This window comes from Spiroplasma phoeniceum P40, from assembly GCF_003339775.1.
GTDB lineage: Bacteria > Bacillota_I > Bacilli_A > Mycoplasmatales > Mycoplasmataceae > Spiroplasma > Spiroplasma phoeniceum.
The window spans coordinates 1,200,499-1,221,794 of the sequence record NZ_CP031088.1; the positions used below are offsets into that span (position 1 = coordinate 1,200,499).

Here is a 21,296-nt window from a genome sequence, read left to right on the forward strand (position 1 = left end):
AGTAATTATAAAATTATTTACTAGACAATCATAATGTCAAATTGATTTAACCATGTAAAACATTCTTTTAATCAAATAATATCAGTTTTAATTTTTGCAAGAATATCTTGAATAATATTATCAAATTTTCCGGAAAATTCTACTGTTGTTAATGCCATTGTTTTATCATTTTAACTTTTAACTAAATAAGATTGAAATAAGAACGTTAAAACCCCCTCAGCAACATCAACTGCTGGAATGGTTGGCACTTTTCCTGCTAAAATAAATAAATTCTTTCGAACTTGTGGTGTTAAAATTGTTTTAATTGATCGTTCAGATGTACCACCAACTAAAAATTTTTCTTCAAATAAATTATATTGTAAATTAATATAATTTAATGGATTAAAAATTTAGTTGTTATCCCGCGTGGTTTCATTGTAAATTGTCCTGTTAATTTATGATACGGTTGAATTGTGAAAATTGGGATACGATAAAATTCTTCTTTATAAACCTTATTGTTAATTTTAGTAGTAAGGTTATGTGTAATTGTTCCAAAGGAAATATTTCCACTAGCATGAGTTAAATTAAACACAAAATCAATTTTAGTGTTATTATTAAAATTAATTAAACGTGTTGGTAATGGTTCAAATATTTTAGTAATTCCTAATAATTTTAATTCAGAAGTAAAATATTCTCCTAATGCTAAATTATAAATTGTCACTAAATCAATTTTATCCATAATCTGATCTGATAATTTTAATAATCGTGTCCATTTAACAATATAGTAGCAAACTGTAATAATCAGCGCAAGGCCAATTAAAAACATTAAAATAGGAATTCATATTAAAGTTATTTTAATATTTTTTACTAAAAATAAAATAATAATAAAAATTCCCATAATACTAAAAAAGGGTCCTAAAAACATCATTCAACGAATAATTAATTGGAATCGTTTCTTTGGTGGTTGAAAGGAAATATTATTATGGTAATATTCTTGCAATTGATCATTAATAATTTTTCGACTTACTATTTTTCAATCATTATTTCTTAACTTTTCAATCATTTTAGTTTCCCATTTTAGTTTCCTCTTCTATTGCAATAATTTTTAGTATGAAATCTCTAGTATGAAATCTCTTTTGATAGTAAAGTTATTTTAAAAGTAAACCTGTTAGTAATTAATTGACTATTTTCATTAGCCATTACCGTAAATTCAATCATTTCTCCTGGCGTTTGGTGATCAGAACTTTTATCATGATCATTAGTAATTTTAAAATCAGCAACTGTTACATTAATTGAAAATTTTGTATCAATTGCTTTTCTTACTTCCTTGATTAAATTAGCATCTCGATTTAATTCCTGATAATCAGCATCCGGATTGGCAATCAAAGCAATTTTTACTATCGTAACTGAACTTATATTTAATTTTTGCAGCTCAACAGTAAAAGTAACTCTTCCCTTAATTAAATTACTACTTTCTGCTGCTTTAACAATAAAACTTACTTTTTGACTTGGCTCTTGTTTTTTATCACCCTCTTGATTATTTGTAACAATAAAATCATTTGTTGTAATTGTAATTTGTAATTTATTATTAATGGTGCCAATAATAGCATCTAATATTTCTGGATTTTGGTTCAACGCTTGATATGTTAACTTTGGATTTGGCACAATTAACATTTTGTTAATTTCCACACTAGAAATATCTTTGCGGGCTAATAAAATACTACTAAAAGTAAATGAACCTTGAATTAAACTACTACTTGTTGTCGCAGTGACTGTAAAAGTAATAATCGTATTAGGAACTTGTTTATTTTGTGGAACTTGGTCATTTGTTAAAACAAAGTCATTATTCGAAGCAGTAATTGACAAGCGTTGATTAATAGCATCTCGAACTGCATCTAAAATTTCTATCTCATTGTTTAAAGTTGCATATGTTTCCTCTTCATGTGCTGCTAATTTTAAATCATTAACAATTACTGTTTTAATATCCTGCTTATTGACATCAGTTACTTTAATATTAACTTTATAAGTACCACCTAAAATAAAACCTTCTTGAACTAAATTTTGTTGGTCAAATTGAATTGTTTTATCAGGAGGTGCTAGTTTAATAATAATATTAATAATTTTATCACGAGTAACAGTTGTTGTCTTGTCGTTATTAATATTTTTATTATTATATCAAATTTCATATTTAGCAATTTTAACTGCTGTTGGGTCTTCCTTTAGATTATATCGTGTTTGCATAAAAGTATGAAGATTATTAAGAATGTCAGGTCCTGTCTGGTTAGTATTAATTTGAAATGTTTGTAAAATATTTTTTTCATATTGTTGTGGCGGATTACAAGAAATTAAATTAAAACTAGGTGATATTATAGTTCCTAAACTAGTTAATATCAATAATATTTTTTTCATTAAAAATCTAACTCCTTTTATTTTTTGTACATTATTCTAAATTAATTATAAACAAAAAAAAGAATTAAAAAAGTTTTCAATTAAAAATTGAAAACTTTTTCATTATATATATTATTCATAATTATCTGATAACCACAAATCAAAACGAGATTCATCACTAGTTTTATAAGCAATTTTGTCATTAGTTTTTGTTTTAACTTTAAATTTAACATTTGTAAAACTTAATTTAAAGTCAACAGCATTTAAAATTTGTGTTAAGTTAGGAGTATTATTTTCATCAATAATTGGCCTAAAATTTTCTCAATTACCATCTTGCCCAGGAGTTTTAAATTGTAATTTAACTGTTCCGGCACTCATTGTAACATCATTACTTTTTAACTCAGTATTACTTATTCCAAAATCACGTAAAATATTAGAACCAGCATAATTCATTAATTGTGGACCTAAGAAAAACTCAATTTTAGGAAGAAAAAAAGTGACAATTGTACTAATCCCTTGTCATGTATTTGGCTGAACAAGATTTGTGTTAACAGCATCAATTCCTTTTTCACCTTTTGCAGCAAAAATATCTAAAATACTTCCAATTAATAAAGTTGGTTTTAAACTAAGTAAACTTTTTACTTTACTTTGGTTAATTTCACCTCCAAAAAGTGGTACATCTAATGATAATCGATATTTACTATCCGTTTCTTTGTAATCACTTCGATAACCAGTTAAAGTATGAAATATTAAACTGTCTAAATTTGTATTAGTATTTTGATAAAAATACCCTGTTTCACCAAAAGCAACTTTAATATTTTCTTTTAAATTGGTATTAACTGGTGAGAATAAATATTGGATTAATGGCAGAACTGTATTATGTGTTGATTCAATTTTTTCTTTTCCTTCTTTAACAAATCATTGTAATAAAGCAATTAAATCAGGTGCCATATTATGTAAAAGGTCTTTAACTGTTCCTTTTCCAACAAGAGTTTGATTAAAAGAAATATCTTTATTAAGATAACCACTAATATCAAATTGTAAAGTCTTAAGATTTTCAGCAATAATATTTAATAGTGTGTCAAATTTTTCAAGAAAATCTGGTTCATTAATTTTAGTTAAATCAATCTCCATAATTTCTTTCTCTGGTAAAGGCAATAATCCAATAAAAGTATATAAATCAGCAAAAGTTATATTTACTCCTTTTACTAATGGCGGCAATGGTAAATTAATATTTTGTAATTTACTACTCATATTGTCAATTTTATTGACAGTATTTTTTAAAAGAATTAACTCATTTGTAACTCATTGAATTTTAACATTGAATTCTTCTTTATCTTTTTTTAAAATACTAACACCAGCAGTTCCATTAACAACATCTAAACCTTTTTTAGACTCTTGTTGTTGTAAAATAGTTGACATATTAGCTTGTGCTATTTTTTCATCTGAATGATTATTATCAATAATCTTTGGTTGCACAAATGTTTCATCATTTTTAACAGCTAATTTATAACTGCCTAAATTAAGATGACTACTTAACATTGTTGCAAACTCCTCACTTGTTGCATTTGATGATGAAGCAAAAAATGGTGTTTCAACATATTGTGACAATTCGCGCTTAAGATTTTCAAGATTTGCATCTTCTTTTTTACTAGTACATGCTGTCATTAAAGCAGCATTTGACCCTACTAATGAAATAGCTCCTAAAAAGACTAGTAACTTTTTCATTTTCTTTCCTCCTTATTGTAGTTCAGTTTTAAATAAAACAAAATATAAACTAATATTTATTTAAATTATAGTTAAAAAACCGTATTGTTATTTAAATATAACAAAATAACATATCTACCTCAAGTAAAATTTTAAACTCTTTTTTATTTGAACAAAGGATTAAGAAAATTTATCAGAATGACTTTTAAGAGTTGCTAAAAAATTTATACAAAATTAATGTGCTCATTTGAGGTATATTAATTTTACTCTTTTACAATTTATTATGCAAACATTTAATATAAGTAAATTAATCACGAATTACTAATTCATTTTGAAGTTTCATTACTTTTTCTGCTCCTAAAACTCGATCAGCAATTGCTAAAGCAAAATTCATTGTTGAACCAACTGAAGCCCCAGTAATAATATGACCATCAGTAATAGCAGCCATTTCATCATTATAAATTGCCTTTTCCATCCCTTCGATACATCCCGGATAACTAGTGGCTTCTTTATTGTCTAAAATTCCTAAATGTCCTAAAATTTGGGGTGCTGCACAAACTGCAGAAATTGTTTTTTGATCATTATTGGCTTTTAATAATCAATCTTTTAACATCTCATTTTTTGCAAGATTATCAACACCAATGCGACCACCTGGTAAAATGAAACCATCATAATCTTCATATTTAATATCTTCAATTAATTTATCAGCCTTAATCGTAACATCATGGGATGAAACAACTTCTAATTCTTTAGTAATACTAATTAATTCTAGCTTAATGCCTCCTCGTCGTAAAACATCAGTTGTAATAATTGCTTCGCCTTCTTCAAAACCTGTTGCTAAAAACAATGCAAATTTCATAAATAACACCTCTTTTCTCTTGGCAATTATAATATAATTTTATATAATTGTTAAGGGGAAAGGTGTTATAAATGGGATTTTTCTCAAAAGTAGTTTATAAATTTCATCGGACAAAACATAAACTAAATAAAAAATATTATTTATTAAAAAATTGTAAAGCATTAACTGTTAATAGTATTCCACAAGACATTAATATTCATGTGATTAAAACTTTTCGGGAAAAATTCACGAGTTTAATTCAACCAAATGATATCACAATGAAAGATGGATATTTATTACGGAAAGTAAGTGGTTTTAATAGTTTTGGAATTTTTTATCAACTTGATGTTATTTTTTGCAATAAAAATTTTGAAGTTATTCAAACAATTCAAAATTTTGGACCACAAAAAATGAGTCATTATTTTCCACAATGTTATTTTGTCTATTGTCTTGCTCCTGGAATGATTAATTTTTTAAATATTAAACCAAACGATATTTTACGAATTATTTAATTTATCATTAATATTTTTAAAACTAAGTTATAATATAAATAATGTTATGGTTAAGGAGGAAAAACAATGGCAAAAATGAAATATGCAACAATTAAAATTAATGTGACATTCCAAAAAGTAATGATTTGAATTTCTGGGTTATGATTATTTATCTTAGCAATCTTAAATTCTTTTCCAAACGTTAATGTTAACACAAAACTTTTTGTTCACAATAATACTGGTGATAATGGTGCAATTATTTTGATTACAGCTTTCTTATTTATCTGTGTTGCAACCTTTATTCGTCATAAAATTGCTAAATTAGTTGCCGGAATTATTTTTATTACTATTGCAATTATTGGAATGATTGGTGCAATTATTACTTCAACAAAAGAAGTTTCAACATGAGTAATTGTTGTTGGTGAATTAATTGCTCTAATTGGTGCTTTGATATGATTATTAGAAGGAATTGGAGCAATTCGTGTTAATAAAACAAACACAGCAAGTACACCAAGTAATAACAAGTAATTATTATAAAAAATGTTTAACTAAATTTAGTTAAACATTTTTCATTTATGAACATTATTCAAGATCAAGTTCTTCCTCTTCTGCAACAATCACTTCACTATAAAATTTTCCTAATGATTGATTTTTATTGTGACGGTCTTCTTGTTTGCCTTTAATTTTTCGTAATTGTTCTTCAACTTTATATAAACTTTGATCAACTGCCTTATAAAAATCACTATTGCGAACTTCTGATTTTAAAAAATTATTTCGCCCTCTAATATCAATTGCAGTATGAATTACAATATTGTTTTCTTTCGTAAATTCAATGTCAACATGAACAAGATTATTTTCATTAACTTGTTGATATTTTAATAACTTATTAAAAGTATCAACTAAATGTTGGTTCATTGCATCGGTAATAATAATATTTTTACTACGAATTTTGTATTCCATAAATATTCGCCTCACTTCTATATCATCATTATAACAAAACAAAAGATAATTTTATGTTAAAACAAAAAAGAACAAAAGGTAAAATTAATAAAATTTTTAACCTTTATCATCTAATAAGAAAAAATCAATATACTCATTTGTTACTTCTTCTAATATTATTTTTTTAATTAAAACTTTGCTAGCATTAATTTTACTAATTTTTTCATTATATTGTTTAACTAATTCAACTAATGGTGCATTAACTTCTTTTAACAATTCTTGTAATTCTAGCATTTCTTTAGTTGAATAATTTTTTTGTTCTTTAATTGTTAAATATACACTTTGTGCATTTATTTCAACTGGATTAATAATTTTATTTAGTAGTAATATTTAAATTTAAAAAAACTAAATTATCTACATTAGTTAATTCCAATTTATCATTTAAATATAAGTTTACTTAAAATAAATATTATAATTGTTCAAAGACATAATGTAATAATTGAATATATAACTTTGCAAATTGTAAAACTTAACTTCAAAAAAATGTTTTTTCTTTGAAATTACTAAAATATAAAGACATTAATTCTAATTAAAAAAGTTTTACAATACTAATTGCAAAACAATTTTAATTTTTACTAACAGAAATTAACGAACTAAAAATATTGGGTGGTTTTTTAGGTAATCGTCGTTTATGTTCAGAACTTTGATGTAATTGTTTAATTCGTTGTGCAATAGATGCTGGAACCGATTTTCCTTGTAAATAATAATCTAATTGTTGATAGGTAAATCCTAATTCTTTTTCGTCAGTTTGATTAGTCCATAATCCCGCTGTTGGTGGACGTGAAATAATTTGTGATGGCACACCTAATAGTTGTGCTGCTTGCTGAACTTCAGATTTTAGTAAGTGAATAATAGGAACTAAATCAGCAGCACCATCACCATATTTAGTAAAATATCCAACATGTCATTCATCAGCATTATCTGTACCCAAAACCATATAATTATGGCTTTGTGCTAAAGCATATAGGGTCGTCATTCGTAACCGTGGTTTAATATTAGCGAATGCTAATTGATGTGATGGTAAAGCTAATGTTGCAATTAAATTATTATATGTTGCTGTTAAATCAACAAGATGATAATTTAATTGATGATTATTAATTAATAATTGTGCACATTCTTGATCAAAATAATCAGAATGACAGGGAATGATAACTGCTAAATGATGATTAGGAAAAGCTTGTTTTGCTAATAAACTAACAACAGCTGAATCAATTCCACCAGATAAACCAACAATAACCCCTTCGCATTTGGATTTTGTTACTTCTGCTTTAATTCATTTTACTAAATAACTCAAATACTGTTTTAATTCTTTCATCATTATCCATCCCATTCTAATTCGTAATCAAAAATGCGAACAATATCTCCTGCTTTTGCTCCTTTTGCTAGTAATATTTCAAAAAGTTTTAAATCTTGTAATTTTTTATTAAATAATAATAGATTATCATAAGTTGTAATTGGTGTTTTATGATAAGCTTGATAAACTGCTGCCCCCGCTACTTTTCAAACACCATTGCCAAGATTAACAACTTCCACCTCTTGTTCAATTGGTGTGGTATACTTATATACTTTATATTCTTCTTCCGTTGATGTTATTTCATCTAATTGCCATAATGCTTTATTATCCTTAATTTTTGTCAAAGCTGCCCCAATTTGATTTATTAACAATGATAAATTTTGATTCATTAAACCACTAACTTCAATAATTTCTGCAGTTGGAATTTGCGTCTTAAATTTAATTAAATTTTTTGCTGCAATCTCAAGATCCATTTTATTTGCTACAATAATTTCTGGTCGTAATTCTAATTTATAATTATATTTTTTTAATTCTGTTTTAACATTTAAATAATTTTGGTAAACATCTTCTGTTCCATAATTCCCTGACATATCTAAGACATGGACAATCAATTTACAACGTTCAATATGGCGTAAAAAATCATGTCCTAGTCCCTTACCTGCTGCTGCGCCAGCAATTAACCCCGGTAAATCTGCAACAACAAAACTATGGTGTTTTTGATCTTGAACCACTCCTAATTGCGGGGTTAAGGTAGTAAATGGATAATCAGCTATTTGTGGTTTAGCTTTTGAAATTTTTGCTAATAAAGTTGATTTACCAGCATTCGGTAAACCAACTAGACCAACATCAGCTAAAACTTTTAATTCACAACGAATCTCTAATGTCTCCCCTAAATCACCAGCTTCAAAGATAGTCGGTGCTTTATTTTTAGAATTTGCAAAGCGAGCATTACCACGGCCACCCTGACCACCTTTTGCTAAGACAACTTCTTGCTGATGAGTAGTAATATCACCAATAATTTCATTTGTTTGATTATTATAAATTAATGTACCTAACGGAACTTTAATATACTTATTAATAGCATTTTTACCATGCATATTTTTAATGCTTCCATTTTGACCATCGGTTGCTTTAATTTCTCTCTGATATTTTAAATCAAGTAATGTATTCATCCCTTCATCGCCAACAAAAATAATGCTACCACCATTACCACCATCGCCACCCGAAGGACCACCTTTTGGCACATATAATTCACGATGAAAAGCAACGGCACCATCACCGCCTTTTCCTGAAAATAATTTAATTGTTGCAACATCAATAAATTTCATTACGTATCCTTTTCTCGTTATGTTAATTTTGTGCCATTAAAAATAATCACCATTGTCATTACATTATAAATAATTTTTATCTACTAACAATGTTATCTTTGTTTTTCCTAGCTTAATACTTATAATTGTTTTAAAACTACTTTGTGAATTAAAAGTAACCCTTTTTATTTTTTGTTTCAATAACTTATTATAAAATTAGAAGATACTTTTAGTATATTAAAATATTTCTTGCAATAATTCTCCTTATATTAAAAAATTTATTAATTAAGTTATATAAATTTATCTTGATAAGTAAAGAAGCCTACTTTAATTTTTTTCTTTAATTATTAAATCGTTTTTATATTTGGGCATACTATATTATAACAAAATTTAAATATTTTAGTAGTTATTTAATCTTTAAAAAAGAAAAAAACAATTTTAATTGTTTTTTAGAAAATGTTATTAAAAATAAATTATGATTTTAAATAATTACTATTTTTAAATTCAACCATAATTTGTTGACAAAGATCATCAAACTGTGAATAAGAAAATGAATATCAATGAACATTTGTTAATTGATTTTTAAATCATGTTATTTGTTTTTTAGCATAAATTTTATTAGCTTGAACCATTGTTGCTAATGTTGCATCATATGAAAGCTCGCCTTTTAAATAACGAATAATCTCTGGACAGCCAATAATTTTCATACTTTGTTTTGCTGAATCATAATTGCAATATTTATATGCTGCTTCAACTTCAGCAAATAAACCCCGCTCTGTTAATCATAATACCCGTTCAGATAAATATTGATGCAGTTCTGTTTTATCTGGTAATAACCCAATAATATATGGTTCAATATATCATTCATTACGGTGATGATCATTAACTGATTTTAATGTTCCGGTTTGGAAATAGTATTCTAATGCTCGCCAAACACGTTTTCGATTATTAGGATGAACTTTATTACTCTCTTGCGGATCAATTGCTGCTAATTTTTCTCACAAAGCATAATTAGAAATATGTTCATATTCTTTTGTCTTTAATAAATCACGACCCTGGTCAGAAAATTGATAATTTTTTAATAGTGCATTAATATACAACCCACTACCACCAACTACAATTGGAAGCTTATTTTTAGTTCATAATTGAGCTAATATTTTTCGCCCTTCTTGTTGATACATCTTAATGGAATAATTCTCCTTTAAATCAATTGTTGATAATAAATGGTGTGGAATACCAACTTGTTCAGATGGTGTTATTTTATTTGTTGCAAGATTTAACCCATTAAAAATTTGAGTAGAATCAGCATTAATACATTCCCCATTAAAACGCTGAGCCATCTTAATTGATAAATCAGTTTTACCACTTCCTGTTGGACCAACAATTAAAATAACTTTTTTCTGCACCATCAAAACCTCACTAATCTCTTTATAAATTTTATCGGATAATTCATTTTTTTCAAATTAAAAAACTAACATTCAACTGTTAGCCTTTACTTTATTTTAAAAATAACTCTGAACCGCTTTAAGTGATTGGGTGTAGAGTTACTGATTTATATAGCGGTTAATAACCCCAAACACACCTTAACGTTATAATAAACGTAGAAAACTGTCCTTGCGGACAATTATATTTTATCATATTTTATTTCTTTTTAGAAAAAATGGTAAACCGCATTTATTCAATTCCTAATAAATTAGAAATTACAAAACTTCCGATTAAATAACTAGAAACTGTTCCATAGATATTTGCAACAACTAATTTAACTCCAATTTTTTGTTCAATTGGTAAAATTGGTAAGTTTTCAAAAATATTTTCGTTACTATTAACAACAGGATGGCCATCAACAAAATATTTGGTTCATTTTTCAGGATCTCAGACCGTAAAAGTTAAAGTGATTCCTGCAATATCATGACTAATAATATTTTGAATGCTTTCTTTATCGTTTTTGTTGCTATATTCTTTTCAAATATTTTTTAATTGAACATTATAATGTGTCTGCACTTTTTGCAAGTAAGTGTTAAGTAAAACATAATAAAAAATTCCTTGATCAAATTTTGTGTTTTCATTATAATTTGCGCTAGTAGGATTTAAAGTCCATGAATGAGAATCTTTAAATCAATCTTTTACATTTTCACTACGCAGTTGGTCAACATATAATCAACGTTTTTTGTCATATAAATCTGATTTTTCTGAAATTTGATTATCATAATAAGATACTAAAGTTTCTAAATCAGTTACTGTTTTATTTTTACTTGTTTGATCTAAATATCAATTATATTTCTCAACAACCGTTGGTCACGGCTGACTTCTTAAATCTCGAGATGACAGTAAACTTTTTTTCATATATTCTAAACTATCTTTTGCTAAATTTTCTTCACTATGAATTTTTTTTAATTGCGACATAGTTAGTTGCATTTGTTTTAAAATATCTTTGTTTTCAATATTAATATTCATAATATTTTCTTTTGGGAAAAAAGTTGGTTTTACTCATGTATCAAGATTATAATCAAATAATGTGTTAACATTACTATTTTCATCCAAAACAAGACTATTAATATTTTTCTTAGTATTTTCTGAAATTTGATTATTTGAAATATAAGGTAAATCAGGGATTGGATTACATCCAATTGTGTATGTTACCGGAGCAGCTAAGATGCTAATTGCATCAAAGACACTGAACAATTTTTTCATTCCTATTTATCTCCTTTACCAAGAATTTCACATTTGGTATTGTGTAATTACAAATAATTAATAATATATCATTTTTATAAAAAACAAGATTAAATTATCTTTTTTCTCAAATTGGGTGAACTTCGTGAACTTTCATCATTGTTGTTTTAATAATTTTATCACTTTTAATATTCATTGGTTTTTGAAACTCTTTTTTATTGTCTGTTTTGGTAACACCTTGGACTACTGCTTTTCAATCATTTAATGTTTCTCGTCGAGCTTTTGCATTTTTTCAATGCATTGCTAAACAATTATTAACTTCTAATTTACCGCCTTTTTCTATTGGCATTAATGGTTCAATCACTCACCCAAATTCTGTTTCTTGATTTAATTCTCCCATTTTAATAAAAGCTCCTGCAATATCACGACGATAAAGTAAATTATTACGACCACCACCACGAGCAGTATTATCTCAAATTGCACGAATTTCTGGTTCTGATAATTTTGAAAGATATTGTTTCTTCATAAGGTAATCCCCTTTTTAAATTAGTATTTTTTAACTAACAGGATTAATTATACACTATTTTATGTTATTTTCAATCTCTTAACAATCAGAACGATATCCTCTTTGTCAAAAATAAAAAAAGATAATAAAATAAATATTATCTTTTTTTAAATCAAATATTTTTACAATAAAAATTTCTTTTAAATTATTTTGATATAAAATAATCTTATTTTTCTATTCCGATGTCATCTGTATCTTTAACTTGCCCTACTAATTTATTTACGGCGTCTTCTTTTTCGTGTAATAACAGATTATTAGCATCATCAAGTAATTCTTTGTATTTATTTCCTTAGTCTTTATTAACAAAAGGAACATTATCGTAAATTGGTATTTCTTGCGAACATGCTAATGTTGGTGCTACTGATTCATTAACACTTTTTTTATTTTCTGAATTTTGTCAAAAACTAGGTGTTTGATAAGGTAAGTCTATTTGTTCAAAGTATCTACTATTTATGCATTATATTTATTAACTCATTTACATCATTAGAAATCTTACTTGATATTTTATTAGTTTCAATTTTATTAAAACCAAGTTTTTTAAAAAATTTATTAATGCTTTTTTTAATTGATTTATAATTTTTTTTAATGCTCTTTTAATTTCTGCAGTAATTTCCATTCTGTTTTTCTTTCTTATTCAATTAAGGCAATTTATTTTAAACCATAATACTTATTTTTTAAAATTATATACGGTTTTTATTCTATAACATTTAATTTAAATTAGCAATAGATTTTAAATTTATCATACTAGTTAAAAATCAAATTATTGCTTTATATAAAATAATAATAAATAAAAAACAACTTATAAAAAGTTGATTTATTGTCTTTATTTTTTTAAAAAAAATAAGCAAACTTAAATTCGATTAAAACTAAAATTAGATTTATCAAATTTTTGTTTTTTTTGTTTTCATTTTTTATTACCTTGGGTATTAAATTTCTTTTTTGCATTAGATTGGTTCTTTTTATTATCTAAATATGAATACTCATATTTAAAACTATTATTTTTTTGATTAAAAGTTGCTTTTTTATTACTAGAACTAATGTTTTTTGTTCCTTGTGGTTTTTGTTTTAAATCATATGTTGTAATATCTAATAACTCAATTTTTTTCTTTTGATATGCACCTAAATGTTGAATTTCTCTTAAATCATTACGTTTTGAAACAATTGATATTGCTACACCAGTAGCACCAGCACGTGCTGTTCTTCCAATCCGATGAATATAACTTTCTCGTTCTATTGGAATATCGTAATTAATAACATAATCAATATTATCAATATCAATTCCTCGTGCCGCAACATCAGTGGCAACCATAACTTGTACTTTACCATCCCGAAATAAACGCATTGCCTGCGCTCGTTCATAACGACTTTTATCACCATTAATGACACAACAAGGAATAGCATTAGTTGTTAACATTTCAGCAATTTTATTAGTAAAAACTTTTGTATTTGAAAAAATAATACTTCGTTTTGGTTGCAAATGTTTATATAATGCTATTAAAACATCTTCCTTATGATAAGACAATGCATTTACATATTGCTGTCTAATATTATTTTGTTCAATAACATTTTTTGTAACAACAATTTCAACAGGATTATTTTGATAGTTATTAGCAATTTCTAATACTTGTTTTGACATTGTTGCTGAAAATAATAATGTTTGATATTGTTTAGGAGTATTTTGAAATACTTTATCAAGATCATTTTTAAATCCCATTTTTAACATTTCATCAGCTTCATCTAAAACAATTGTTTTAATTTTATCTAATCGTAATGTTTTACGATTAATATGATCAGCAATTCGTCCCGGAGTTCCCACAATAATATTACTTTTTCGTAAAGCATAAATTTGACGTTGGATATGTGAACCACCACAAATTAAGGTTGCATTTACACCTTCCAAGTAAGTTGCTAATTTTCGAACCTGGTCAATTATTTGGGTCGCTAATTCATGGGTTGGGCATAAAATAATCGCTTGTGTTTGTTTTAAGTGCGTATTTAAGTTTTGTAAAATTGGCAAAATAAAAGCTACAGTTTTACCAGTTCCGGTATGACTTTTACCAATAATATCTTGATTATTAAGAGCCACTGGAATAGCTTTTTCTTGAATTTCAGTTAGGTTAGTATAACCCATTTTAACAATCATTCGCTGTAATGCTGGGTATAAATTTAATGTATTAAAATTCATTTAGTCTCCTTTAAAATTTAGTATAAATAGTTTAGTTGTTTTTTTAACATTACAGCTGTTGAATTTACATATTAATATTATTTTATATAACAGAATAAATTAAAGTTTAACAACTTATTAATTATATCTTAAAAAATTAATAAAATAAAGCATTTTTCCTAGAAATTAAAAGGAATTTTATTATAATTTTAGAATCACAAGCAAAATTAAAAGTAATGAATCCCATTGAATACAGAAAATCATTCCTATAACTTACTTTCTATATGTCTATTTTTTAGGTAGTATTCATTATTCTTAGGTTTTTAATAAAATTAAGTAATTAGAAACAAATTAAGTTTAACTTATGACTTAAATGGTAACAAAATTTATAAAAAATTCAACTTTTTAAAAAAATAATTTTTAATTAAATAAATAATTTTATAAAATGAACTATGTAAAATGAAGTGCAACAAATCTTTATTAATTAAATAATATAATAAAAATTACAAAAATCAACCATAAATTTAAAAAAAATAAAAATATTTTAATTTTTATTTTATTGACCGCGTAAAATATTCGGTTGGTATAAAATTTCCAAAAACTAAGAAAAAGATAGATATAAAATTCTATCTTTTTTAATTAGGTTAAAATTGTCGTTAACCTTGCTTAGTTTAAGAAAATAACAGCAAAACCAACCGAATAAAACTCTCCTACTTGGAATGTCGTAAAACCAAGCAAGCGAGGATAAACAATATAGGGGTGGCCGTACCGCTACGACATAATGGAGGCAATTCTTTTAGGCAATATAAAAGAGTTATTGTGGTTTGGGGATAAATCTTTAATCTGCAATGGTTAAAGGGTAAGTGTTCCACAATAAAAAAATTTAGAAATCTTACTATTTATAAGGAGGATTTGAAAGTGTCTTTAAAAGAACTCTGTTGAAAAGAGTTAAAAATTAAATTAACAAATAAGAGAGGATTAATTAATAAATGTCAGTGTTATATCAATGAGTACTTTACAAAATTAACCAAAAACAAAAAAGGCGGTTGATATTGTAAAAAGTATGCTCGGCATTGTTTAGCGAGACTAGAATTTATTAATAAACAAAAAATAAGTTATAATCTTTGATTTTTGACTTTACAATGCAAAAATAATCACCAAATTATTAAAAAAATAATTTTTAAGAAAAATAAATGATGAATTATTAATATCAAAAATTAGAAAGGAGAAATTATATGTTTGAAAATAATATCAAAAATACAATTAGCGATTTAATTAACGAGATTAAAACAACAACAGAAAACAATTTAAGCAATTTAGAACAAATTATGGAAGCTTTAATTGATAAAGTTAATAATATTGAAAATATTTTAAATCAAATACGATAAAAAAAATTAAACCAACTATTTATTAAAATTAGTTGGTTTTTTATTTTTGATAAATAAAAAAGAAAGGAGATAAAAATAATGAGGAAAAGTTGTCCTAAATGTAGATCAAAAATAGATGGTGATAATAAACATTTATGATGTACAAATGTTTATTGTATTTTTGCAAAAAACCCATATATTTTTAAAAAGAAAAATTAGATAAATATGTTTGTTTGTGACTCTTATTTTATTTTTTTTATTTAAGTTTTTAGATGATCGCTTAGTTATTTAAAATGTTGTGAAATATTAGGAAATTTGGAGAAAATTTAATATGTTTGATAAAAAGCAATATAAAAAATGAAACATATTATCAAAATATTTAAGTTGAGATGAAATATTTAGATATTTTAAAAGAGTTTATGATTATAAAAATGAAGAACAATTAAATCAAACACTTAATAATTATTTAAACAATTTACCAATTAAGGATATTGAAGAATATGAAAGAGAGATTTTAAATAATGACAATAACAAAATCAATTAAATTTAACAAACTACAAGAAGAAAACGAAAAACTAAAAAAGGAACTTATTGAAAAAAACAAAGAAATTGAAGAACTAAAATATAAACAATTATTTGAAGAAGATTTTGATAATATTTATATTCAAAGTAATATCCATAATTTTAGCGAACTTGAATGAAACTATTTTCAAAAATATAATTTTTTTTGTAAATAATGAGAGATTAATTAGGATGTTTGTTTTAAAAGACAGTTTAAAATATGAATTATTAGAAAGCAAAGGTGAAGAATAAAATATGTATTTAGTTACAAAAGATTCAGATAATATAAAAGATCATTATAAAATAACGGATTTAATTTCAAAAAATACCGATCATAAAGAAAAAGAAAACTTTTGATATAAATTTGGTTTAGAACAATATTGAACAGAATATTGTTTATCAAGTGGAACAATAGATAATATAAAAGATATTGATGAATATTTAACCAAAAAGTTTAAAGAATTTCAAGAAAAATCGTGAAATGAAATTATAGAAAATTATGTTGAAGATAAATTTGGTTATACAGTGATAAATTATTTATCTGATATTAAATGACAAAAAGAGTAAGACAAAAATATAGAACCAGTTCGTTAAGAAGTGATTTTTTGGTTTAATTAATTATTTATTTTTAAAATACTATTAGATATTAATTTTAGGAAAAATAAAATTAAAAGCAAAAAAAGTGAGGTAGGTGTTAAATGTGATAAAAAAAATTTATTTAAACCAAAATTTAATTTCACAAGAAATAAAAAATAAAACGCATATTTTAATAAACAAACAAAAAGATTGTGTTGTTTTAGATAAAAATTGTTTAGGTTTATCAAATTATAAAAATTATTTTTGTTTAAAAATTGATGAAAATAAAAATTATGCGGTTCATAGTAGTATCAATAATAAAAATGGTAATATTGTGGGAAAAAATTTAATTTTATCTTTTGAAAAATTAAAACAAGAAAACAAAAAACAGTTTAATTCGCAAAACAACATTGATGCTAATAATGATTTACTAAATAAATATGATAATCATTATAAAAATAATAAAATACAACAACAAAAATTAACATCAGAAGAATTAAAACAATTACTAGAAGATTTAGAAAATATTGATAACCCCAATTATTGAGATAATGGTTTTTATTTAGGATACAACAAATATGAAAAAATTACTTAGTTTTTTAGCAATATTTTCGTTATCGTGTACAAACACAGTGAATTTGATTAGTTGTGGTAATATTGCAAATAACAAACCACACTTACCACCAGCAAAACCAAAAGAGCCAATAGTCAAAGATGTTTTTTACTATGAAAAATTAAAACAAGAAATTACAGCAGAAATCAAAGAATATGATGAAGTAATTAAAGAAATTGAAAATAGTAAAAATGATTATGAAAACGAAACAGATTATCATATAGAATTAAACCAATCACAAGCAGAAAAATTTATTAAAATTTCTGAACTAAATAATTGCGAATATCAAATTTTACTATGTCAAAAAGAAAATGAGTTTACAGACGAACAAAAAACAACAAGCAATTAAGTTGTTAAAAAAACAAATAAACAACTTAAATAGTACTTTAAATTTATTAAGCGAAAATAAAAATAGTGATTTTGACCAGAAAGATTTAGAAAAAATAAATACAAAAATTAAAAATATAAAAACAATTTTAGACGAAATTAAAAACAATTAAGGAAGGAATGATTTATGTATAGATAACAAAAAACAAAATAAAAGCAAATATAAAGATGAAAATACATCAATAGATTAAATTAAAAAAACATAAATAATGAAAATAACACAAAACAAGATATTAATTATCTTGTTTTTTTAGAAAGAGGTGCAGAAATGATTAATTGCCCATTTTGTAAATATATTCATAATATTTATAATGAAAACAATATTAATATATTATTTTTTTGTTCTTATAGGTATCCCAATCCATGAATCATTTTAGATAAAAGAAAAATTAGAAGAATGATTGTTTATTATGCTTAAAGTAATTGAATTATTTGCTGGGATTGGGAGTCAAAGAAAAGCATTAGAAAAGATTGGAATTAACCACAAAGTAATTGCTTTTTGTGATAATGATAAATACGCTGAAAAATCATATCGAGCGATTTTTAATGATTATGACACACCAAATTTAGGTGACATTACTAAATTAGAAACTTTACCGTATGCTGATTTAATAACTTGATCATTCCCATGCCAAGACATATCAAATGCCAATAATAACGGGCAAGGATTAAATGGCAAGCGAAGTGGTTTAGCTTACAAAGTTGTTGATTTAATAGGCACAATGGCAATAAAACCGCAATATCTTTTAATGGAAAATGTACCAAATTTATTAAGTAAAAAGTTTTTTGTTGGATTTCAAAATCTACAAAATCAACTTAATAAATTAGGATATCATAACCAATATTTTACAATGAATGCCAAAGATTATGGAATTCCCCAAAATAGAAAACGATTATTTATGATTTCAACATTAAAGCAAGATTTTAAATTTCAATATCCCCAACCTTGTAATTTAAAATTTTTAGTAAAAGATATTTTAGAAAACAATGTAAATGAAAAATATTTTATTAGACAAGAATCAATGAAAAAAGCAATTGAAAACAATAAACTTAAAATCATTCAACAATGTTCTTATACAATTACAACAAAACAAATGCGATGAGGAAACGCAGGAATTATTGCAATTCCCAATGATATAAAAAAACTTAATGATGGAAAATTAATGATTAATCTGAGAAATTATAATCAAATTAATATTTTTAATGATATAACAAAAAATAATCTTATTCCAACCATTACAACAGGACACGGGAGACCACCACAAATTGCATTACCAATTAAGGATTATGGTAATTTTATTGTTTTACCACGAGCAAAAGATGGCTTGCTAATTAATGGATCATATAATCGGTTTTGAAAAACAGAAAATAATTATATGGGAACAATCGCAGCAAGTAATGTCAATAAAATTATGATTGATAATAAAAGACAACAACAAGATAGTAGTAAAATACTATCTTTTTTAATTGATGAAAAAGAATACTTTTTACGAGTGTTAACCCCTTGTGAATGTTGATTATTAATGGGATTTAGTAATAAAGACTTTGATAAAGCAAGCAAAGTTGTTTCAGAAACCCAACTTTATAAACAAGCTGGTAATAGCATTGTTGTTGATGTGTTAGAAAAAATATTTACAGCAATGTTTGAAATAGAAAAGAAAAATTAAAGATGCAAAATAAGAGAAAAGTTTGGTGAAAATGACTTTTATATCCTTTAACAATTATTATTGGAATTTTGTTGCTAGTAATTTCCCCTATTTTGTTTTTAATTGCCCTTGGAATTGATTGTGATTTTATGATTGGTAATTTATTATTGCATTTATTTTACTTACCTTTCGAAAGGAAAGAAAAAAATGACTAAGAAAAACAATATTAAAAATTACTTTAATAATCAACAGCAATATTATCAAAAAAAGAAAAATATTTATTATCAAAAAAGAAACAAATTAAGTAAAAGCAAATTTTTAAAATAACAAAGGAGGATGAAAATATGAAATCAAACAACACAGCAGATTTTAGTGGAATAATGGATGTTGTTATATTATGAAGTAATGTTGTTTTGCGAGTAATAATGGGTTTGGCAGTTGTTTTTGCAATTTGAAAATTAATTATTATTTTAATTTCAATAATGCGAAATGCTGATAATCCCGAAGCGAGAGGAAATGATTTAAGTGCTTTAAAATGACCGATTATAGCAATTATTATAATTTTAGTTGTAATTGCTGTTATGAATGTTATTTTACAAGTTATCAAAACATATAACCCTAGTATTGGAACATAGTTGATAAAAAATGAAAGGAAGTGAAAAATTATGATACTTAATGCACTGTATAAACTAATATGATCAATTTTTGTACAAGGCCCATTGCAATTAATTGCATCATTTAACACCGTTCTAAATTATTTAACGGGAGGAGTGGTTGGTGATTTAATGTTTGGATCAAAACAAGAATTTAGTTTTCAAAATATCCCAATGTCATTCTGATATTTTGTCATTACGGCTTTGTGCTTATTTTCCTTAATATTTACAATTACTATGATTAAAATTTTGTTTCAAGATGCCACCGAAACAAAAACAAAATTTATTGTTGCTTTACAAAATGGTAGTAAAGCGTTTGTTTTTATCTTTTTAATTCCAATCTTTTTCTTTTTGGCTAATTTTGCAATTGCTAACATTGCCAAAATGATTACATCGGGATTTGGTGGTGAAAACGGAAATATTGCAAACTATCTATACAATATCGGAAATACCAATTGAGATGGTGGTGGTGATAATATACCAAGGCAATTATTCCTATCCTGACAATATTGGTGATTTTAATATGATTGCCGAAGTTTTTGGAGTGTGATTTATGTTGTTTGCAATGTTTATGATTGGAATTGCTTTGGTACAAAAAATAATCAAATTGTTTTTCTTATTTATTATTTCGCCATGAGTAATGGTTATTATGACAATTGACAATGGTAAAGGAGCATTTATTTGAAAAGATATGGTAATTGCAAAATTTCTAGCATCAACCGCCACTTTAACAGGATATTTTATTTTTATGACAACAATTCAAACAATTTTAAGCACTAATTTAGCAGGATTAGGTATTGAGGGAATTGGAAAATCATTGTTTGTTATTCTGTTTATGTGCGGTGGTGGCTTGGCAGTAATGACGTTTTCGGATGTTGTTGCCAACTTAATTGGTGAAGCAGCTGGTGTTAGGGAGGGAATGAGTTCAATGAAATCAACTGTTGCTGGTGGAATGATGGCAATGGGAGCTGCTAAAATGGCAGGAAAAGCATTCGGATTTGCCAAAAGCAAAAGAGCCAAACGAGCAATGACAATGGGTGGTGGTACTAGACAAAGAAAAAGTGTTAAGGATATTTGCTAACAGTAATTAT

General features: G+C 25.3%; 30 protein-coding genes. 17 read left to right on the top strand and 13 right to left on the bottom strand.

Translation table 4 applies throughout. The features are described from left to right. Positions 1 to 20: 20 nt before the first annotated feature. Positions 21 to 158 carry a hypothetical protein gene (locus SDAV_RS12125; protein ID WP_186823354.1) on the bottom strand — a complete coding sequence of 46 codons (138 nt, stop codon included), beginning with the start codon at positions 156 to 158 and terminating at the stop codon, positions 21 to 23. A 79-nt stretch (positions 159 to 237) separates the two neighbouring features. Between SDAV_RS12125 and SDAV_RS14100 the strand changes: the two genes are divergently transcribed. Beyond that, complete coding sequence (locus SDAV_RS14100) at positions 238 to 372, top strand: hypothetical protein (protein WP_281268785.1); 135 nt, start codon at positions 238 to 240, stop codon at positions 370 to 372. A 1-nt stretch (position 373) separates the two neighbouring features. Here SDAV_RS14100 and SDAV_RS07400 read toward each other — a convergent pair whose 3' ends face one another. The 4 genes from SDAV_RS07400 to SDAV_RS07415 all read right to left on the bottom strand — a co-directional run bounded on the left by SDAV_RS07400 (position 374) and on the right by SDAV_RS07415 (position 4,933). Beyond that, positions 374 to 1,042 (bottom strand): hypothetical protein, encoded by a 669-nt coding sequence (locus SDAV_RS07400; protein WP_114565099.1) that lies wholly within the window; start codon positions 1,040 to 1,042, stop codon positions 374 to 376. A 56-nt stretch (positions 1,043 to 1,098) separates the two neighbouring features. Then, on the bottom strand, positions 1,099 to 2,388 hold the full coding sequence (locus SDAV_RS07405; protein ID WP_114565100.1) for a spiralin repeat-containing protein: 1,290 nt from the start codon (positions 2,386 to 2,388) through the stop codon (positions 1,099 to 1,101). A gap of 111 nt (positions 2,389 to 2,499) precedes the next feature. Continuing rightward, the gene (locus SDAV_RS07410; RefSeq protein WP_114565101.1) at positions 2,500 to 4,095 is read right to left on the bottom strand and encodes a hypothetical protein; all 1,596 of its coding nucleotides are present in this window, start codon (positions 4,093 to 4,095) and stop codon (positions 2,500 to 2,502) included. A 286-nt stretch (positions 4,096 to 4,381) separates the two neighbouring features. Continuing rightward, positions 4,382 to 4,933, bottom strand: coding sequence for a DJ-1 family glyoxalase III (locus tag SDAV_RS07415; RefSeq protein WP_114565102.1), 552 nt, complete (start codon positions 4,931 to 4,933; stop codon positions 4,382 to 4,384). A 71-nt stretch (positions 4,934 to 5,004) separates the two neighbouring features. On the opposite strand from SDAV_RS07415, the gene SDAV_RS07420 reads away from it, so the two are divergent. Next, entirely contained in the window at positions 5,005 to 5,424 is a 420-nt protein-coding gene (locus SDAV_RS07420) for a DUF192 domain-containing protein (RefSeq protein WP_114565103.1), read from the top strand. A gap of 66 nt (positions 5,425 to 5,490) precedes the next feature. Continuing rightward, positions 5,491 to 5,931, top strand: a complete 441-nt coding sequence (locus SDAV_RS07425; protein ID WP_114565104.1) for a hypothetical protein — start codon at positions 5,491 to 5,493, stop codon at positions 5,929 to 5,931. Positions 5,932 to 5,985: 54 nt separating this feature from the next. Here SDAV_RS07425 and hpf read toward each other — a convergent pair whose 3' ends face one another. From hpf to SDAV_RS07465, 8 genes are all read right to left on the bottom strand, one after another. Then, on the bottom strand, positions 5,986 to 6,363 hold the full coding sequence (hpf, locus tag SDAV_RS07430; protein WP_114565105.1) for a ribosome hibernation-promoting factor, HPF/YfiA family: 378 nt from the start codon (positions 6,361 to 6,363) through the stop codon (positions 5,986 to 5,988). A gap of 96 nt (positions 6,364 to 6,459) precedes the next feature. Beyond that, positions 6,460 to 6,636 carry a hypothetical protein gene (locus SDAV_RS12130; RefSeq protein WP_186823355.1) on the bottom strand — a complete coding sequence of 59 codons (177 nt, stop codon included), beginning with the start codon at positions 6,634 to 6,636 and terminating at the stop codon, positions 6,460 to 6,462. Positions 6,637 to 6,967: 331 nt separating this feature from the next. After that, positions 6,968 to 7,720, bottom strand: coding sequence for an NAD(+) synthase (gene nadE / locus SDAV_RS07435; RefSeq protein ID WP_408641546.1), 753 nt, complete (start codon positions 7,718 to 7,720; stop codon positions 6,968 to 6,970). Further along, entirely contained in the window at positions 7,720 to 9,024 is a 1,305-nt protein-coding gene (obgE, locus tag SDAV_RS07440; RefSeq protein ID WP_114565107.1) for a GTPase ObgE, read from the bottom strand. Before obgE ends, nadE begins: the two co-directional genes overlap by 1 nt. A gap of 452 nt (positions 9,025 to 9,476) precedes the next feature. Then, complete coding sequence (gene miaA, locus SDAV_RS07445; RefSeq protein ID WP_114565108.1) at positions 9,477 to 10,412, bottom strand: tRNA (adenosine(37)-N6)-dimethylallyltransferase MiaA; 936 nt, start codon at positions 10,410 to 10,412, stop codon at positions 9,477 to 9,479. A gap of 265 nt (positions 10,413 to 10,677) precedes the next feature. Beyond that, entirely contained in the window at positions 10,678 to 11,694 is a 1,017-nt protein-coding gene (locus tag SDAV_RS07450) for a hypothetical protein (RefSeq protein WP_114565109.1), read from the bottom strand. Between the two features lie 94 nt (positions 11,695 to 11,788). Beyond that, on the bottom strand, positions 11,789 to 12,199 hold the full coding sequence (locus SDAV_RS07455; RefSeq protein WP_114565110.1) for a hypothetical protein: 411 nt from the start codon (positions 12,197 to 12,199) through the stop codon (positions 11,789 to 11,791). 889 nt (positions 12,200 to 13,088) lie between these two features. After that, positions 13,089 to 14,423 carry a DEAD/DEAH box helicase gene (locus SDAV_RS07465; protein WP_114565111.1) on the bottom strand — a complete coding sequence of 445 codons (1,335 nt, stop codon included), beginning with the start codon at positions 14,421 to 14,423 and terminating at the stop codon, positions 13,089 to 13,091. A gap of 897 nt (positions 14,424 to 15,320) precedes the next feature. Between SDAV_RS07465 and SDAV_RS07470 the strand changes: the two genes are divergently transcribed. The 14 genes from SDAV_RS07470 to SDAV_RS07525 all read left to right on the top strand — a co-directional run bounded on the left by SDAV_RS07470 (position 15,321) and on the right by SDAV_RS07525 (position 21,286). After that, positions 15,321 to 15,623 carry a hypothetical protein gene (locus SDAV_RS07470; protein WP_114565112.1) on the top strand — a complete coding sequence of 101 codons (303 nt, stop codon included), beginning with the start codon at positions 15,321 to 15,323 and terminating at the stop codon, positions 15,621 to 15,623. A gap of 14 nt (positions 15,624 to 15,637) precedes the next feature. Then, complete coding sequence (locus tag SDAV_RS12135; protein ID WP_186823356.1) at positions 15,638 to 15,790, top strand: hypothetical protein; 153 nt, start codon at positions 15,638 to 15,640, stop codon at positions 15,788 to 15,790. A 310-nt stretch (positions 15,791 to 16,100) separates the two neighbouring features. Then, complete coding sequence (locus SDAV_RS07475; protein ID WP_114565113.1) at positions 16,101 to 16,313, top strand: hypothetical protein; 213 nt, start codon at positions 16,101 to 16,103, stop codon at positions 16,311 to 16,313. Further along, positions 16,291 to 16,506: a hypothetical protein gene (locus SDAV_RS07480; protein WP_114565114.1), complete on the top strand. Its 216-nt coding sequence runs from the start codon at positions 16,291 to 16,293 to the stop codon at positions 16,504 to 16,506. The genes SDAV_RS07475 and SDAV_RS07480 overlap by 23 nt, the downstream gene beginning before the upstream one ends. 79 nt (positions 16,507 to 16,585) lie before the next feature. Then, positions 16,586 to 16,897: a hypothetical protein gene (locus SDAV_RS07485; RefSeq protein ID WP_114565115.1), complete on the top strand. Its 312-nt coding sequence runs from the start codon at positions 16,586 to 16,588 to the stop codon at positions 16,895 to 16,897. 133 nt (positions 16,898 to 17,030) lie between these two features. Continuing rightward, a complete protein-coding gene (locus SDAV_RS07490; RefSeq protein ID WP_114565116.1) occupies positions 17,031 to 17,501 on the top strand; it encodes a hypothetical protein in 471 nt (156 codons plus the stop codon). Next, positions 17,485 to 17,868, top strand: coding sequence for a hypothetical protein (locus tag SDAV_RS07495; protein WP_114565117.1), 384 nt, complete (start codon positions 17,485 to 17,487; stop codon positions 17,866 to 17,868). The genes SDAV_RS07490 and SDAV_RS07495 overlap by 17 nt, the downstream gene beginning before the upstream one ends. A gap of 1 nt (position 17,869) precedes the next feature. Continuing rightward, positions 17,870 to 18,019, top strand: a complete 150-nt coding sequence (locus SDAV_RS12140) for a hypothetical protein (protein WP_186823357.1) — start codon at positions 17,870 to 17,872, stop codon at positions 18,017 to 18,019. 155 nt (positions 18,020 to 18,174) lie between these two features. Further along, a complete protein-coding gene (locus tag SDAV_RS12145; protein ID WP_186823358.1) occupies positions 18,175 to 18,324 on the top strand; it encodes a hypothetical protein in 150 nt (49 codons plus the stop codon). Then, on the top strand, positions 18,317 to 19,573 hold the full coding sequence (locus SDAV_RS07505) for a DNA cytosine methyltransferase (protein WP_114565119.1): 1,257 nt from the start codon (positions 18,317 to 18,319) through the stop codon (positions 19,571 to 19,573). The genes SDAV_RS12145 and SDAV_RS07505 overlap by 8 nt, the downstream gene beginning before the upstream one ends. Before the next feature lie 2 nt (positions 19,574 to 19,575). Then, entirely contained in the window at positions 19,576 to 19,767 is a 192-nt protein-coding gene (locus SDAV_RS07510; protein WP_114565120.1) for a hypothetical protein, read from the top strand. 129 nt (positions 19,768 to 19,896) lie between these two features. Next, positions 19,897 to 20,187 (top strand): Mbov_0395 family pilin-like conjugal transfer protein, encoded by a 291-nt coding sequence (locus SDAV_RS07515; protein ID WP_114565121.1) that lies wholly within the window; start codon positions 19,897 to 19,899, stop codon positions 20,185 to 20,187. 30 nt (positions 20,188 to 20,217) lie between these two features. Continuing rightward, a complete protein-coding gene (locus SDAV_RS07520; RefSeq protein ID WP_114565122.1) occupies positions 20,218 to 20,727 on the top strand; it encodes an Mbov_0396 family ICE element transmembrane protein in 510 nt (169 codons plus the stop codon). Position 20,728: 1 nt separating this feature from the next. Further along, positions 20,729 to 21,286, top strand: a complete 558-nt coding sequence (locus tag SDAV_RS07525; RefSeq protein WP_114565123.1) for an Mbov_0396 family ICE element transmembrane protein — start codon at positions 20,729 to 20,731, stop codon at positions 21,284 to 21,286. Positions 21,287 to 21,296: the final 10 nt, after the last annotated feature.